The organism is Shewanella marinintestina (assembly GCF_023283845.1).
GTDB lineage: Bacteria > Pseudomonadota > Gammaproteobacteria > Enterobacterales > Shewanellaceae > Shewanella > Shewanella marinintestina.
Window position 1 is genome coordinate 287107 of record NZ_JAKILC010000002.1, and the last position, 16258, is coordinate 303364.

A 16258-nucleotide genomic window follows, 5' to 3' on the forward strand; every position below is an offset into this window, starting at 1 on the left:
ATTTCGTACATACAAATTTACTCACGTAAACTTCCTCTAATACATTAGACTAAAACTAAACTTGAATTTATTTCATCAAGATTGGATAAGCAGAACCGATTATCCATTAAAAGATAAGCCTGTTTTAATGTGAGCAATCCGCAATTATTTAGATCGGATAGCCCACGTATGTTTATATTAATAACTACACGACCTCAAAAGCGATAAACGTGCTCCATTAGTGACTTGCCATGGCATTTAACTTAGCTTGATAACGTCGCTTATTCTTACTGTCCTTAGTCAGTGAAAGCGCTTTTTTTAAATTTTTCTCCGCAAGCCGCTCATCACCAATAACCCAGTACGTACGTGAAAGACCAAAATAGAATTCATGGCGATAATCAGCCTTATCAATCGCACGTTTATACCAGCTTAGTGCGTCTTGATACTCTCGTTCCAAAAAAGCTTGTTGTGCCATTCCGTAGTAGTAATAAGGATTTCGTATACGTGCAAGCTCAAGCACTTTGTGCACTTCAGCCCATTCATCAATTCTGTCCTGCTCTGCCAATATGATGGCGTAATTATATAAAGCATTCATATCGTCAGGACTCACCGTTAAAGCGTAGCGATATAACGCCTCTGCTTCTTCATCCATACCTTTATAGCGATATAGCACAGCTAGAGTGTTCAAGGCTGGTAAAAAATGGCTTTGCTCTACAAGAGCAAGCTTTAACAAACCATAGGCACGGTCATAGTTTCCAGCGATTAACGCTTCAGCTGCAAGATTATTATAAAACATCGAGATTACAGTTGATTTATTAACTCTTTTCTTACTGTAACCTTGCATCGCTCGCTCTGGTAAAAAATCAATTTGAATAGCTGGTGTAGAGATATTAAATACATTACGTTTTTCTTGAGGTAGCAGCTTTAGATTAATATGGCCGTTAACAAGATAAAACCCACCTTGCCTATCCCATATTGGTGGAATACCAATATCCTGGAAGTCCACTTTAACATCAACAGCTTCAGCTAGCGCCGCAGTTAACACCACTAAAGATAAGCAATTACCTTCTCTATCATTAAAGGTTTCACTGGCTGTTCGAGTGACATTATCAGCATAACGAAAGCCACCGTTAGTAGCGTTAATGTAGTCTGCTAACCACTCATGCAGCATTTGGTTTGATAACTGACCGCTGTTTTTGCTGTGCAGTAACTCTCGCCTAAGCTCTGCAATAGCGGCATCTGGCAATGCAAACAACTCGTCTGGACTTGGTAAAGATGGCGGTGAATTAAAAGAAGCATCATGAAAGTAAGCAGTAAGATCAACATCAGCCACAGGCTTTTGGCTGGCACACCCTCCCAGCAGGCTACTTAACAAAAAAATTAAAAGCAAAATGGGTCGTTTCATTACAATCTCAACGCAAAGGCTTCATACACTAAGCATATGCCATTGGAATGAACCTGATTTAAAAAAGCGTTACAAAATGCAAAGTAATAAAGAAACGAATTACAGCTCATTAATACAGTATTGAAAATGCCTTACTCGTTACCCACAGCTTTTGGATCATCGATTTGAATAAAAACATCTTTATTTTGATGGTTATAAGGTCGGTAATATAAGCCCTGGCATGAGAAATATCGGTAAGGAGCAGCAATTGTGATACAGCCAAACGGCAAACTTTGTAATATTTGAATTTGCTGCTGATAACGCAATACCTCTTGCCATTGATGTTGCTTTTGCACTTCATCTCTTACGGCAAAAGCATCGAAAGGCTCACTTGATTTTCGCACCACAACTTGCCCTGCATTAACAGTGCTTACCACGAGTAATAATCCTAAACATCCTAGCCATTTTTGCGCTTTCATCGCATTCCTTATTGGCGCTTACATGTAACGAAAATATCATGTTGCCATCTTAAAATTAAGACGCTTAACTACACTCTAGCGCAAATTAAACACCTAATAAACTTAAACACAACCTGTATATTCACCAATAAAAAGCAGAGCTTATGCTCTGCTTTTTAATAATCCCCTTAATACCTTTATGGTATGTCAGTTAGCTTGCGCTTTTAATTGATACAAATTCCGGGTAAGCATCAATGCCGCAATCAGAGGCGTCCATACCGTTATACTCTTCCTCTTCAGTAACACGGATCCCCATGGTCACTTTTAGGAGTAACCATACTGCAGTTGATGCAAAAAATACCCAACCAAAAATCACTGCTGCTCCATATAGCTGAGTTAACAAAGATGCATCTGCATTAGATACTGGCACCAATACTAAGCCCAATAACCCTGCCACACCATGCACTGAAATAGCACCCACTGGGTCATCAATTTTAATACGATCAAAGGCAACAATAGAAAACACAACTAAACCACCTGCAACGATACCAATCACGCCGGCCATCGCTAAAGAAGGAGACAGAGGATCAGCGGTAATCGCCACTAAGCCTGCCAATGCGCCATTTAAAATCATGGTTAAATCAGCCTTGCCCCATATTAAGCGACACACTATTAGCGCCGAGAGCGCCCCAAAAGCAGCTGCAGAGTTAGTATTAACAAAAATCTTAGCAACAGCACTGGCATTTTCAGCATCAGATACCAATAACTGCGAACCACCATTAAAGCCAAACCAACCCATCCATAAAATAAACATACCTAATGTCGCCATGGGAAGGTTTGAACCAGGGATAGGATTAACCTGGCCATTTGCACCATATTTACCTTTGCGTGCACCGAGTAATAACACCCCAGATATCGCCGCTGCCGCACCCGCCATATGCACAATACCGCTACCTGCAAAATCAACAAAACCCGCTTGAGCTAAGAATCCCCCACCCCAAGTCCAATAACCTTCAACAGGATAAATAACCGCAGTCATAAACACCGAAAAGCTCAAAAAGGCCCATAGCTTCATACGTTCTGCAACCGCGCCCGATACAATCGACATTGCCGTTGCCACAAATACGACCTGAAAGAAAAAGTCAGACTCTAGTGCATGATCAGCCCCATCTGCTTGCGATCCTATTAATGCACCTAAAGAGGGTACCCACCCTCCTTCGGTGTTATCTACATACATGATGTTGTAACCCACGATCAGATACATCACGCAGGCAATAGAATATAAACATACGTTCTTAGTTAAGATCTCAGTTGTATTTTTAGATCTTACCAATCCAGCTTCAAGCATAGCGAAACCCGCCGCCATCCACATAACTAATGCACCCGAAATCAAAAAGTAAAACGTATCAAGGGCAAAGCGTAACTCTGTTACTGTGAGTCCTAACTTAGTTAAATCATCCATTTGCTTATCCCCTTAAAGTGCATCGTTGTCGAATTCGCCAGTACGAATACGTATTGCTTGCTCTAAATCCGTCACGAAAATCTTACCGTCACCAATTTTTCCTGTTCGTGCTGCGCCTGTAATTGCTTCTATCAGCATCTCTAAACGTTCTGTTTTAATAGCTATTTCCAGTTTTACTTTCGGTAAAAAGTCGACTTGATACTCAGCTCCACGATAAAGCTCGGTATGGCCCTTTTGGCGACCAAAGCCCTTCACCTCTGTAACCGTCATCCCCTCAATACCGACACCAGCAATGGCTTCTCGTACATCGTCTAATTTAAATGGTTTAATAATTGCGCTAACCAGTTTCATCACCCTCTCCCGAATGTTCTTCTTTATTTAACAGAAGTAATTCAATCATTAGGCCATAATTATTAATTCAATATATTCAAGTAGATAACTAAAACCCATAATTCACAGGTGAATATAAATGCACCATAAAAGTGCATTTAGTCAGTAGCTGCACAAATTTAACGCAAGCGTTATCGACAGTAATGAATAGCACGTAAATGAAAGGAGTAAGAGAAAGAAAAAGCCCAGTTACAACTCAAACTATTAGAGCAAATCAAACAACCACAATTTGTCTTATGCGCCTCTGTTGCTGTTAGACCTATTTCTAATTGGCGTAAGAGCAACAATGCGCTCTACTTGCATGCTCCTACCTTGATCAAAAAGAAGTCGAGCATGCTAAAAATAGAAGAATGTGTGTTGGTTGTTGTAGACGTGCAAGGACAACTCGCAAAAGTCATGCACCAAAGTGAACTATTGCACCATAAGCTAAAAACATTGATCCAAGGTGCACAGCTATTCGACCTGCCTATTTTGTGGTTAGAGCAGATCCCGCAAAAGCTTGGTGGTACTAGCGAATCACTTGCCATTGAGCTAAAAAAAACCACAACACCAATAGCTAAGTATCACTTCAGCGGCTGGCAAACAGATGATTTTCAACAGCAACTGCAAAATTTACGACGAAAGCAGATAATTTTGGCAGGGATAGAAACTCATGTTTGCGTTTACCAAACATGTCGAGACTTACTCGATAATGGATATCAAGCTCACCTTGTTACCGATGCTTTAGCTTCAAGAACCGAAGCAAATAAAGTTAACGGAATAAAGATGATGCAGCAGCATGGCGCACTAACAACTAATGTAGAGTCGTTATTATTTGAATTACAACATCTAGCACAAGGTGACCGCTTTAAATCCCTGTTAAAACTGATTAAGTAACGAGTATTAAAACAAAAAAGCCCTCAAATGAGGGCTTTTTAATTACACACTGATATTAATAAAAGTGTTTAATCAGGCTTACTTGTAAGTTGCTTCACGCTCTTTAGCTTCAGCATCCCACTTAGGTAAGATAGTCTTCTTGAACTCTGCTTTGTCTGCGTTCATCTTCTTCATATCCATACCTAGAGCCGCTTGTGCTTTAGCTTTAGTAGAGATGTCTGGAAGTGCTACTGGCTGTGGTACACCTTTCTTAGCAAGAAGTTGAGCTAGCTTAACACGAGCATCAGCAGCCTTGTTTAACGCAGTACCTAGTACACGTAACGCTTCATCTGGAGCGTGAGATGCAACACCGTGAGAAGCGATTGCATAATCCCAACGCCATTGACCGTGACGGATATCTGTTAGGATTGGCTTCATTTCAGCTTCTGTTGCGCCAGCTTTCCAAGCTGCACCAGCTTCGAAGTGAGCTCTAACTAACTGCTCTTCAGCTTGTAGTTGGATTTGCTTAACCTTAGCTTTACGCTCGTTGTCTAGGTTAACCATGAACTCTTTGCTTTGGTCATGACAAGTACCACAAGTTTCTTCGAAACGATCAAATGGGTTACCCACTTTGTGATCGGTAAACTTACGGCCTTCAGCATTCTTAACCTTAGGCATGTGACAGTCAGTACAACTTACGTTGTTCTTACCGTGCATACCTAGCTGCCAAGTTTCATAACCTGGGTGCTGTGCTTTTAGCATTGGCGTTTTAGAAACCGCGTGAGTCCAATCTGCGAAGTCGATAGCATCATAGTATGCTTCCATATCTTCAACAGTTGTGCCCTTGTCCCATGGGAACTTAACAAAACCTTTCTTATCGGCAGTCTTTTCGAAGTAGTACTCTACGTGACACTGACCACAAACCATTGATTGCTTATCTTTACGAGAAGCTTTATCAAATGGTGTGCCTAGTGCTTCCATGCCGCGCTCAGCGTATGGACGAGAGATACGTAACTTAGACTTACCTTTTTCGTGACAATCAGAACAACCGATAGAGTTAACGATTTCAGGACCGCCTTTAGCCCACTTACCTTTGAAGTAACCGTCTTCACCTTGCTCTTCGATCATACGAGGTACGTCTGGGCTCTTACAAGACCAACATGCCATTGGCATTGGACCATCTTCAGCATTTTTTGGTGCGCCAGTACGTAGTGTGTTACGTAAATCAGTTACGGCATAAACATGGCCACGAGCTTTGTTGTAGTCTTTTGCAAAACCGTAACCAGCCCAAAGAATCACAAGATTAGGATCTTGCTCAAGCGCATCAATGATCTCTACGCTTTCAGAAGTATCGTGCCAGCTGTTATATTGCTTAGAGAACTTATCCTTATAAACTTCGTTACGAGGTTCAGTCTTATCACTTGCAAATGCACTACCAGCTATTAAGCTTGCAGCTACGATTGCACTAAGTGCAAAAGTCTTTTTAGTTAATGTTTTCACCATCTCATCTCCATGTTACTTTTATAATCTTTATATAGTCCCACCTATTTCAAGCTCGAAGTTAATCACTTCTGCTTAACAAAAACATACCCCTTATGGGGTATCCGTGGTGAAGTTTGCGTTAGATCAAATTGTGAACGTGTTGTTGCTCACACTTTTGCGTATTTGTTAATGCAATCAATGGATCGCTAATATTCGGTAGCGATAAATAAGTAACAATTGAACCCAATTTATGAGAATTATTAGATGAAAAAAGGCAGACTGACTTCAGCAATTTGGGGCTTCATGTTAACGCTGATTTTACTGTCGAGTGGACTCGCGATCTTCGCTATTATCAACTTGTCTTACAGCCTTGGAGACGCACGAGCGATCAACGCTTCAGGTTCGCTTCGAATGCAAAGTTACCGATTAATGTTTTATGCCAACTCAGGCAGTGAAGCTGCCGCTGAAAAAATCGTAGAGTTCGAAAATACACTTCATTCTCAGGCACTTAAACGTTCTCTAACTTGGTATACACCACAAGATTTAAAAGATAAATATCTAACCGTTATCGATAAGTGGCAGGTGATGCGCTATTACATTGAGGCTGAAGAATCTCGATTATATGCTGCGGCGCTAAAAGACTTTGTCGATACTATCGATCTATTTGTACTCGAAACAGAGCAATATGCAGCATTAAAATTAAAGATTCTCGCCATCAGCCAAATAGGCGGTTTAGGGTTAATGTTATTCATTGCCTTCATTACGGTTAGAATAGCCAAACGCAAAGTTGTTAAACCTTTGCAACAATTGATGCAGGCAGCTGATACAATTTCGCAAGGTAATTTTAATGTAGAAATGCCTAAAACAGAGTACCTAGAATTAAGTGCTTTAAGTTGCGCTTTAGATTCTACAGTGAAAAAGCTGGCTACCGTTTACCAAGGTTTAGAAGAACAAGTGCAAGAAAAAACCATAGCACTGACCAGTGCTAACAACGAGCTAACTCTACTTTACGACAGTTTATTGATGCTGCATTCGAGTAAATTGAACAAATCCACACTATCACTCGCTCTTGATGCTCTGCAGTCCCATGAAAAAGCCGTTCAACTTAGGCTGGTTATGGTCGAAGATGGACAAGTTACCGATATTATTAGCGCGACAACAGATACAGAATGGCCGCATCACAACGACAATACTCAGCAGTTTCCACTTGAGTTTGAAGACAATAATTTAGGTTATCTAGAAGTGGTTTCCGCCGAACAGTCCTCCTTCCCACTATTCAACAACTTTGCCATTATGCTAGCGCGCTCAATGGTGATTTACAGTGCAGGTGAACAACGTCAACAACTCGCACTAATGGAAGAGCGTGGCGTAATTGCCAGAGAATTGCATGACTCTTTAGGTCAGCTTCTCTCATTTTTAAAAATCCAAGTTAACTTATTATCCAAAGAGTTAGATAAAACATCAAAAAGCCCAAGAGCTGCCGAGCAGCTACAAGAAATAAACGAAGGGGTAAATACCGCGTATGTTCAATTACGTGAGCTATTATCAACTTTCCGTCTCACGATTAAAGATCCAAACTTGGGCCATGCAATCGAAGCAATGGTTGAGCAGCTTCGCGGTCAATCTGATGCCAATATCACTTTGGACTATAAATTACCTGCGCAGTTGTTAGGTGCGCATCAACATATTCACATATTGCAGCTTACTCGTGAAGCCACTTTAAACGCGATAAAACACGCTAGCGCAAAACATATCCATATCAGTTGTCAGAAAATTTCTGAGCAAAAAGTCATAATTAGTATCAGTGATGACGGTGTGGGGATTGAGAAACTGAAAGAGAGAGACCAACATTTTGGCTTAGGAATTATGCACGAACGCGCCAGTCGCCTTTCTGGTGTGGTAGAATTTAGCCAAAATAAAAAAGGCGGTGCCACAGTGGCACTAACTTTCTCTCCCCAACAGGAGCCTACAACATAGGGAACACCTGACTTTAGGCACTATTTTTTAGGGGCGCGTTAGATTAACAACAGCTGTTTTTAGTAATTTTACTTAGACCTATATACCTCAGCAGGAGGCCTTAACATGGGAAAGCCCTATTCGGTTTTAGTTATTGATGATCACCCACTATTACGTCGTGGGATCTGTCAGCTTGTCACCTCTGACTCAGACTTCACCCTATTTGGTGAAGCAGGCAGCGGTTTAGACGCGCTTTCAGCCGTTAGCAATAACGAACCAGATATTATATTGCTCGATCTCAATATGAAGGGTATGACAGGCTTAGATACGTTGAATGCACTAAGACAAGAAGGGGTCACTTCTCGTATTGTTATCTTAACAGTGTCCGACGCTAAGCAAGATGTCATTCGCCTTGTTCGCGCTGGTGCCGATGGTTACTTGTTAAAGGATACTGAGCCAGATTTACTACTTGATATGCTAAAAAATGCCATGCTTGGTCACCGAGTCATTAGTGACAACGTACAAGAATACTTGTCAGAACTGAACAGTTCGGTCAATGAACAAGAGTGGATTGAAAACCTAACGCCGCGTGAGCTTGAGATCTTACAGCACTTAGCAGAAGGCCAAAGTAACCGTATCGTCGCAGAGCAACTGCATATCAGTGAAGGCACTGTTAAAGTTCATGTGAAAAATTTACTGCGTAAGGCCAACGCTAAATCTCGTACTGAAATGGCTGTACGTTACCTAAACCAGTAACACCATGGTTTGAGTTAAACGGTTTGAGTTGAGCAAAAAAGGCAGCTAATAGCTGCCTTTTTTTGTGTATTGTTGCCTAATACCAATCAGTATAGAGGTTTGGTCGCTCAACGAGAGTTTAGCGCTTAAGACTGCTAAATTCTGTGTTAAACAATGCCTTATACAGATTGGTATAATAATTAATCTGAAGATCGGCAATCATTTTTCGTCGATAAAACGACGCCAGCTAACAATCACATCATAAAAATCTTCTAAGCCACAAAAAGCCTCTGATTCACCATCATAAAATGACATAGACTCATCAAGTTCTTGGTCATCATTATCTTCAATGTCATTCGCAAAGATGCGTGCTTGCTCGATATCAAGTTCAAGCGATAACGCTTTACCCACTAAACGCCACTCGTTACCTTGACCGCTTTGCAAGCGCTCAATTTGTTGGCAGATCTGACTATATAACTCAGTATTGTCAGCAAGCTCTTCCGATAACCAAAAGCCTAATGCTTCATGATCCATACTAAAGCGAGCAAATACAGTATCAGTAATGGTGTTGCGTAAAAATTCGTATTCCATAGCTTGGCTCAACATTAAAAATCACTCTCATAGCTCATTTTAACCCAATAACACTCTGTACGCCCTGAGATATTCATTCTCATGCTCAGCGGTGCTCACTTAAGCATCATGGCAATCGGATGACTCCGCTATTGAAACCATTAAACTAGCTCATTGCCATCATATTCAACAGCCCTGCTAACTTTGATCACTCAATAATAAAACAGCAATAAAAAAGGACGCTCATTGCGTCCTTTCTTTTCTATTCACCTAAGCTCAACCGAGCTTGGGCATTAATCAGTGATTAATGTGCGTGCGCAGCATCTGCTGTTGGCGCGCCAGCCTTTTCAATATCCAGTAGCTCAACTTCAAATACTAGGGTTGAGTTAGCAGGGATAGTGCCAGTATCACGGTCACCGTAAGCTAGGTCTGCAGGAATAACAAACTTATACTTAGAACCAACAGACATCAACTGAACACCTTCAGTCCAGCCAGGGATCACGCGGTTTAGCGGGAATGTAGCTGGCTCGCCACGTGCAACAGAGCTATCAAATTCTGTGCCGTCAGTTAGCGTGCCTACGTAGTGAACTTTAACCGTGTCTTCAGCAACAGGCTTTTCACCCGTACCTTCAGTGATCACTTCGTATTGTAGACCTGAATCCGTTGTGACAACGCCTTCTTTAGCCTTGTTGCTGTCTAGGAAAGCTTTACTTTCAGCTGATGCTTTTTCTGCTAACAATGCAGCTTGTGCTTGACGCTTTTCATTTAGCTTTTCATCAAGAGTTTGCAAGATTGTTTGCATCTCTTCTTGAGTTAGCTTTAATTCGCTATTTAGGCCTTCGCTAAAACCAGTAACAATTAGGTTTCTATCAACGTTTAGACCAAGCTCTTCTTGCTCTTTAATATGGCCAGCCATATAGGTACCGATAGATGCGCCAACGCTGTAAGCTTCTTTTTGCGCTTCAGTTTTTAATTCTACAGGAGCTGCTACAGCTGCTTGCTCTTGATTACAAGCAGTTAGACCAACTACGGCCAAAGCCACTAGTGAATATTTATAAATCGATTTCATTAAAGCTTCCTCAGCATTTACACGTGGTTACATTAACCTAATACTTTTATTTAGGTGAACCACTCTATACTAGTTAAAAAGGTTATTCCAATCAGAATAGCTAAAAGCATCTTGACCATAATCAAGCGTTCTTTTTCCAGACATATTAATCAATTATGTACAGTTCAATCACACTCAATAGCGTTTGGCTTAATAACTTAGCAATGATTATCTTAATAGTCATCTAACAGACACGAGAAAACGGAGCAAGTTCCATAAAGCAGCGACTCAATAGTGAGTTACTTCAGCATTCATACAGCTTTCACCCTGTCGACAGACAAGTTATATACTTGAAAAGTTATCAATCTATATTGAGGTAAGTTTCTATAAACACGGGCAGATGTTGTATACTCAATCCCATTAATTAAGATCCGTATTAGCTGCTATACATTCCAATATATAGCTCATAAATACAGTATTAACGTAGCAGTCCCATTTGAGGGTGCGTTCATCAATGCCCCCTATCCATACAGAGGTTAATTTGGATAATTTAGAACGTCGTGTCGAAGAGCTAGAAATGAAAGTTGCTTTCCAAGATGGCACCATTGAAGAGTTAGACCAACAAGTCATTAAGCTTAATAAGGCCCTCGCCACGCAACAAGATCAACTGAGGCTTCTTGTCAGTAAGTTGCAAGCTGTTGAGCCAAGCAATATGGCCAGCCAAGCAGATGAGACTCCACCACCTCACTATTAATGAAGTATGACCAAGTTAGATGAATAACTTTAATCAAGTAAACACCGTAAAATGCGGGTTAATTAAGCAGGGATTAAAGGTATTCATCTTATGTTCAGCTTAACAAGGCTATAAAAACCTTGATATAACCCTGAAATATTATATGTTTTTATTATTGGCCTACTGTCTGTACCAATCATTTTTATCGTGAACTAATTCAACTCGACAGACTCTATAGGTAACAAGGATGGCGATGCTATTAACGCAAATAAAAGAGATCTGGGAATGAGAAGTCTACTTCTGCTGATAGCCATGATGCTAAGCCTAAGCGGCTGCGCGTTTAACAGCATTTTTATCAATTACCCCTCTCAAATTGCCCCCGTTAAGGCTCAGCTCAATTCTCCTACGCCACAAAATGCCGCCCAAATTGTCGAATCAAAAATAGATGGAGCAGACGGGTTACTCTACGCACAAGAAGCTGGCCGTAGCGCTCAGATAGCCGGTGACTTTGAATCTAGCAAAAAATATTATCAGCAAGCAGCTAACGCTTATCTTGAGTTTGATGACAAAGCAAAAATTAGCTTAAGTGATGCAGGTGCAACCGCAAGTAGCCTGTTTATTAACGACAACGTGATCCCTTATCGCGGCCCAGGCTATGAACGCATTATGCTACATCAGTATCAGGCATTAAATTACCTGTTTGCAGGCGATACTCAAGGAGCATTGGTTGAAGTACGCCGTAGTAATGAACTGCAAAGCCAAGAGCAGCGACGTTACCAAAAATCGAATAAATCCGTACAAGCGATGGCAAATGGCACCATAGATGCCGAGATGAATAAGTTAGGCAAAGCTGCTGGCACCACAACCAGTTCATTCTTAAACGCTTATAGCTACTATACTACAGGCATGTTGCATGAGATTTTAGGTGAGCCCAACGATGCCTTTATCGATTACCGTAAAGCGGCGCAAATTACACCTAATAATCCCTACTTACAAAAAGACTTAGTCAGACTGGCAAAGCAGTTGTCGATGCCGCAATACGATGAATTTAAAAGGCGCTGGGGCGATGCGGTTATGCCAAGTAAAGGTGAAGGCCAAATCATCATAATGCTTGAGCGTGGCTTTGTACCTGAAAAGCAAAGCTTTACAGTGCCATTCACCATAGAAGGCAACTGGCAAACCGCTTCATTAGCAACCTATTACCCTAATAAACAACCTGTACGTCAGGGCCAAATTCAAGGCTTAGGTACCGTTCTTAAAACTGCGCCGATTGCTGATATCGATGCATTGGCAATTACCGCCCTTAAAGAAGAGTTACCCGCCGCCCTTGTGAGGCAAGCCGCCCGTATTTATGCCAAGTCAGAAATGGCGCAAAGCGTCGAAAGTGACACCAAAAGACGCAACAATGATATCGATTACGCTTCTATCGCCATGCAGATTTTTAACGTGGTGACAGAACAAGCCGACAGGCGCAGTTGGCTAACCTTACCAGAACAGGCACAAATAGCCCGTTCATACGTTAAGCCTGGCAGCTATTCACTTATGCTGGACAATAATCCGGCAGACCCCATTGAAGTCAAAAGCGGTCGTACAACCTTAGTCTGGGTAATTGACACTGGTAATTACACCCGTTTTTATTCAATAATCATTTAGCAATCACTTGTATGGAATTAACTATGAAACATTTAAAAGTCGTTTTTATTCTTGCAGCAGTAATCGGTTTATCTGCCTGCCAATCAAAAGTTGAATACGGTGATGCCACAGAAGTGGAAACCGTTAACGAGAACTTCGGTTCTACCGATCTTCAAGCTATAGCGGCTAAGATGGTCGACAGCATGCTGACCTTCCCACCGGTTGTGGCAATGACAGCAAACGATCGCCCTATTATCTTCGTTGATAAAATTAAGAACAAAACCTCTGAACATATCGATACTGAATCTGTAACCGATTCAATCAGCAACAAGTTACTGCGCTCAGGTAAGTTCCGCTTTATTGATATGACCAAGGTTGACTCGGTACGTAAGCAGCTTGATTACCAAAACAACTCAGGCATGGTTGACCCGTCTACAGCGATTAACTTTGGTCGCCAAATTGGTGCTCAATACATGCTATATGGCAACCTATCTAGCATCGTTAAGCAAGATGGCAGTACTAAAGATGTTTACTACAAGATGACTATGCGCTTAATGGACCTAGAAACAGGTTTAATCGAATGGTCTGACGAAAAAGAAATTCGTAAAGTTAAGTCTAAGTCGTTTTTAGGTCTATAACCCAGCAAGCGCTGATTAGACTAAACTCGCCTAGTCAGACGGTTTTAATCGTTAACAAAGCCAGCATTAAGCTGGCTTTTTGCTATACAAAATTAGTCTGGCTGAATACAAAGGAAATAGAGTAACGTATGCGCTTGCTGTAGATCCCCGAATAATGAGAAAAGGATGCTGTTTTGAAGTTGTTGTTTATCGGTTTTACCACTGCCTTATTGTGCGTTGCCACTGCAAGCCATGCCAACACCAATGACGGCAATTTTTTGCGCGACAATAGTGCCTACATTAGCCAGCAAGCAGCTGCACAACGCGCCGCAAGGATAACCGATGTGCACTACCAGCTCGACTTAACCCTAACCGAGCACGACGGCTTTAACGGCGTAACCAAGGTGAGCTTTGACCTCAGTGACAATGACAAAGCCCTGAGCTTAGATCTAAACCAAGCACAGATCCAACGCTTTGTTATCAATGGTAAAAAGGTCTACCCAAATTACAACAACAGCTATATTAAGCTTAACCCTCGACTATTAAATAGTGGCAGCAACACCATTGAAGTCGCCTATAGCCGCGACTACAGCAATAATGGCGAAGGCCTGCATAAATTTGTCGACCCAGTTGATAACAAGGTTTACCTATATTCCCACTTTGAGCCAGCTGCCGCGCAGCAAATGTTTGCGCTATTTGATCAACCCGATCTCAAAGCCACATTTAATTTAACTGTCACCGCCCCTAAAAGCTGGACGGTGATAAGCGCCATGCGAGAAACGGCTATCACCAATGTAGGCAAACAGCGCCGCTGGCAGTTCCCAGAGTCACCCAAACTCAGCCCTTATAACTTTTCAATGCACGCAGGGCCGTATCACCAGTGGCAAGATAACTCTGGTAAGTACCCACTGCGCTTGTTTGCCCGTCAGTCCGTTGCCAAACAAGTTAACCAACAAGACTGGTTTAACTACACCCAAAAAGGACTCAGCTTTTTCAACAATTACTTTGGCATCGACTACCCGTTTGCCAAGTATGACCAAGTACTGGTGCCTGACTTCTTGTACGGTGCCATGGAAAACGCCGCCGCAATTACTTACAGCGAAAGTCGTTTTCTCAGCGATAGCGCCATGAGCACTGAGCAAAAGCAGCGCCTAGCAGGCGTGATCATGCATGAGATGGCGCATCAATGGTTTGGCAATTTAGTCACTATGAAGTGGTGGAACGGGCTGTGGCTCAATGAAAGCTTTGCCTCGTTTATGGCGACTTTGGCCACCAGCGAAACCACCGAATTTTCAGCATGGCGTAGCTTTTACGCTAAAAACAAACAAAGTGCCTACGCCCTCGATAGCTCAGCCAGCACTCACCCAATTGAAGTGCCCGTGCCAAGCAGCAAAAATGCTTTCGATAATATCGATGCCATTACTTACTCCAAGGGCGCAGCAACATTAAAGCAGTTAAGTCATTTGCTCGGCGAAAAAGTGTTTCAGCAAGGCGTGCAAAACTATCTCTCTCAATACAGTTACCAAAATGCCGAACTCAGCGACTTTATTGCTAGCCTTGAAAAAACCGCCAAACGTGACTTAAGCCAATGGAGTCAAGATTGGTTATACAAGGCGGGAGTGAATACAGTTCAAGCTGAGTTTAGCTGCAGTAATGGCCGCATCACTCAATTTAGCCTAAAACAAACGGCACCTAACGCTGAGCAGCCAACGCTGCGTGAACAGAAAGTGCTGGTAGGCTTATTTACTAAAGGCCGTAGACAACTGCACCACAATATTAGTGTTCCCGTTATCTATAGCGGTGCCAAGACTCACGTTAAGCAACTTATCGGCTTACATTGTCCCGATTTGGTCTACCCCAACTATCAAGACTGGGGCTATGTCAAAGTCAGTCTTGATCCTAAGTCATTTAAGACCGCGCAAACCGAGCTGACAAGAGTGCAAGATCCCTTGCTGCGCTCTATGCTGTGGCAAAGCCTTTGGGACAGTGTAAAAAATGGCAACTTAACGCTCAATGATTACATGGGCACAGTGCTAATTAACCTGCCGACAGAGCAAGATGAGATTATTTTAAATCAAGTTTTAGCCAGCTTAAGCCAAGCACGGATTTATCTGGATAAGATGAGCCCAAATAATCAACGCTATGCTAAAAAAGCCATCCGCGCGATGGAACAAATGAGCCTAAGAAAGGTGATGGCCAGCAAAGCTAATCGCGATATTCAGCGACGCTGGTTTGCCAGCTATATAGAGTTTGCACGTAGTACCACCGCACTTAACCATATGGATGCGTTACTCAATAGAACTGCACGTATTAACGGCTTAGACATAGACCAAGCACTGCGCTGGAAAATGATCATCCATCTTAATCGACATGATCACCGCAATGCGCGCTATTGGCTAAACAAAGAACAAATTGCAGACAACTCTGATAGCGGTCAGAAAGCTGCGCTAGCGGCCGAGGCTAGCCGCCCTGGAGCGGCTAAAAAGCGTCAGTGGTTAAGCCGTATTCAGCAACCAACTAACTTACCTTTTGCTAAGGTCCGCACCGTAATGGAAAACCTTTATCCCAGCGAGCAAAAGCGATTAAGCGCAGCAAGCGCCGAGCAGCGGCTAACTAGCCTAGATGAAATTGATAAGCAGCAAAGCCCGGTATTTATGCGCAGTTATAGCGCCGCATTAATCCCAACAGATTGCAGTTATGCCAGTATCAGTAACCTTAGCCAAACCTTAGCAGCTGAAAAAGGTTTATCAGTATCGACCCAGCGCGCGCTTAAAGATGCCATACAGCAGGAACGAACCTGCTTGCTGATTAAGACCAACATGAAGCATTGATAAAAAATGTTATAGCTGTAAACCTAAACCACACAATATCAGTCGGCATAAGCAATTATGCCGACTGCTGATCCCACCTAAAGCAAAGCTCGCTATCGAACTCAGCCCAATCCGCTTTTTAGCCAC

14 protein-coding genes are annotated in these 16258 nt (G+C 42.2%); 7 read left to right on the plus strand and 7 right to left on the minus strand.

The window, feature by feature from the left end:
- Positions 1–217: 217 nt before the first annotated feature.
- The 4 genes from L2747_RS03665 to L2747_RS03680 all read right to left on the minus strand — a co-directional run bounded on the left by L2747_RS03665 (position 218) and on the right by L2747_RS03680 (position 3634).
- Complete coding sequence (locus L2747_RS03665) at positions 218–1384, minus strand: tetratricopeptide repeat protein (RefSeq protein ID WP_248997740.1); 1167 nt, start codon at positions 1382–1384, stop codon at positions 218–220.
- Between the two features lie 131 nt (positions 1385–1515).
- On the minus strand, positions 1516–1842 hold the full coding sequence (locus tag L2747_RS03670) for a hypothetical protein (RefSeq protein WP_248997741.1): 327 nt from the start codon (positions 1840–1842) through the stop codon (positions 1516–1518).
- 190 nt (positions 1843–2032) lie between these two features.
- Positions 2033–3283 (minus strand): ammonium transporter, encoded by a 1251-nt coding sequence (locus L2747_RS03675; RefSeq protein WP_248997742.1) that lies wholly within the window; start codon positions 3281–3283, stop codon positions 2033–2035.
- A 12-nt stretch (positions 3284–3295) separates the two neighbouring features.
- Positions 3296–3634 carry a P-II family nitrogen regulator gene (locus L2747_RS03680; protein ID WP_248997743.1) on the minus strand — a complete coding sequence of 113 codons (339 nt, stop codon included), beginning with the start codon at positions 3632–3634 and terminating at the stop codon, positions 3296–3298.
- A 372-nt stretch (positions 3635–4006) separates the two neighbouring features.
- Here L2747_RS03680 and L2747_RS03685 point away from each other — a divergent pair, with 372 nt between their 5' ends.
- Positions 4007–4549 (plus strand): isochorismatase family protein, encoded by a 543-nt coding sequence (locus L2747_RS03685; RefSeq protein ID WP_248997744.1) that lies wholly within the window; start codon positions 4007–4009, stop codon positions 4547–4549.
- 78 nt (positions 4550–4627) lie between these two features.
- Here L2747_RS03685 and nrfA read toward each other — a convergent pair whose 3' ends face one another.
- Positions 4628–6031 carry an ammonia-forming nitrite reductase cytochrome c552 subunit gene (gene nrfA, locus L2747_RS03690; RefSeq protein ID WP_248997745.1) on the minus strand — a complete coding sequence of 468 codons (1404 nt, stop codon included), beginning with the start codon at positions 6029–6031 and terminating at the stop codon, positions 4628–4630.
- A 243-nt stretch (positions 6032–6274) separates the two neighbouring features.
- Between nrfA and narQ the strand changes: the two genes are divergently transcribed.
- On the plus strand, positions 6275–7987 hold the full coding sequence (narQ, locus tag L2747_RS03695; RefSeq protein WP_248997746.1) for a nitrate/nitrite two-component system sensor histidine kinase NarQ: 1713 nt from the start codon (positions 6275–6277) through the stop codon (positions 7985–7987).
- Between the two features lie 105 nt (positions 7988–8092).
- The gene (locus L2747_RS03700) at positions 8093–8722 is read left to right on the plus strand and encodes a response regulator (RefSeq protein ID WP_248997747.1); all 630 of its coding nucleotides are present in this window, start codon (positions 8093–8095) and stop codon (positions 8720–8722) included.
- A gap of 198 nt (positions 8723–8920) precedes the next feature.
- Here L2747_RS03700 and L2747_RS03705 read toward each other — a convergent pair whose 3' ends face one another.
- Entirely contained in the window at positions 8921–9292 is a 372-nt protein-coding gene (locus tag L2747_RS03705; RefSeq protein ID WP_248997748.1) for a YacL family protein, read from the minus strand.
- A gap of 283 nt (positions 9293–9575) precedes the next feature.
- Positions 9576–10340, minus strand: coding sequence for an FKBP-type peptidyl-prolyl cis-trans isomerase (fkpA, locus tag L2747_RS03710; protein ID WP_248997749.1), 765 nt, complete (start codon positions 10338–10340; stop codon positions 9576–9578).
- 493 nt (positions 10341–10833) lie between these two features.
- Here fkpA and L2747_RS03715 point away from each other — a divergent pair, with 493 nt between their 5' ends.
- The 4 genes from L2747_RS03715 to pepN all read left to right on the plus strand — a co-directional run bounded on the left by L2747_RS03715 (position 10834) and on the right by pepN (position 16132).
- A complete protein-coding gene (locus L2747_RS03715) occupies positions 10834–11073 on the plus strand; it encodes a SlyX family protein (RefSeq protein WP_371986475.1) in 240 nt (79 codons plus the stop codon).
- 264 nt (positions 11074–11337) lie between these two features.
- Positions 11338–12705, plus strand: a complete 1368-nt coding sequence (locus L2747_RS03720) for a COG3014 family protein (RefSeq protein ID WP_248997751.1) — start codon at positions 11338–11340, stop codon at positions 12703–12705.
- A 23-nt stretch (positions 12706–12728) separates the two neighbouring features.
- Complete coding sequence (lpoB, locus tag L2747_RS03725) at positions 12729–13322, plus strand: penicillin-binding protein activator LpoB (RefSeq protein WP_174208590.1); 594 nt, start codon at positions 12729–12731, stop codon at positions 13320–13322.
- Between the two features lie 173 nt (positions 13323–13495).
- Entirely contained in the window at positions 13496–16132 is a 2637-nt protein-coding gene (pepN, locus tag L2747_RS03730) for an aminopeptidase N (RefSeq protein ID WP_428848506.1), read from the plus strand.
- The last annotated feature ends 126 nt before the right edge of the window (positions 16133–16258 follow it).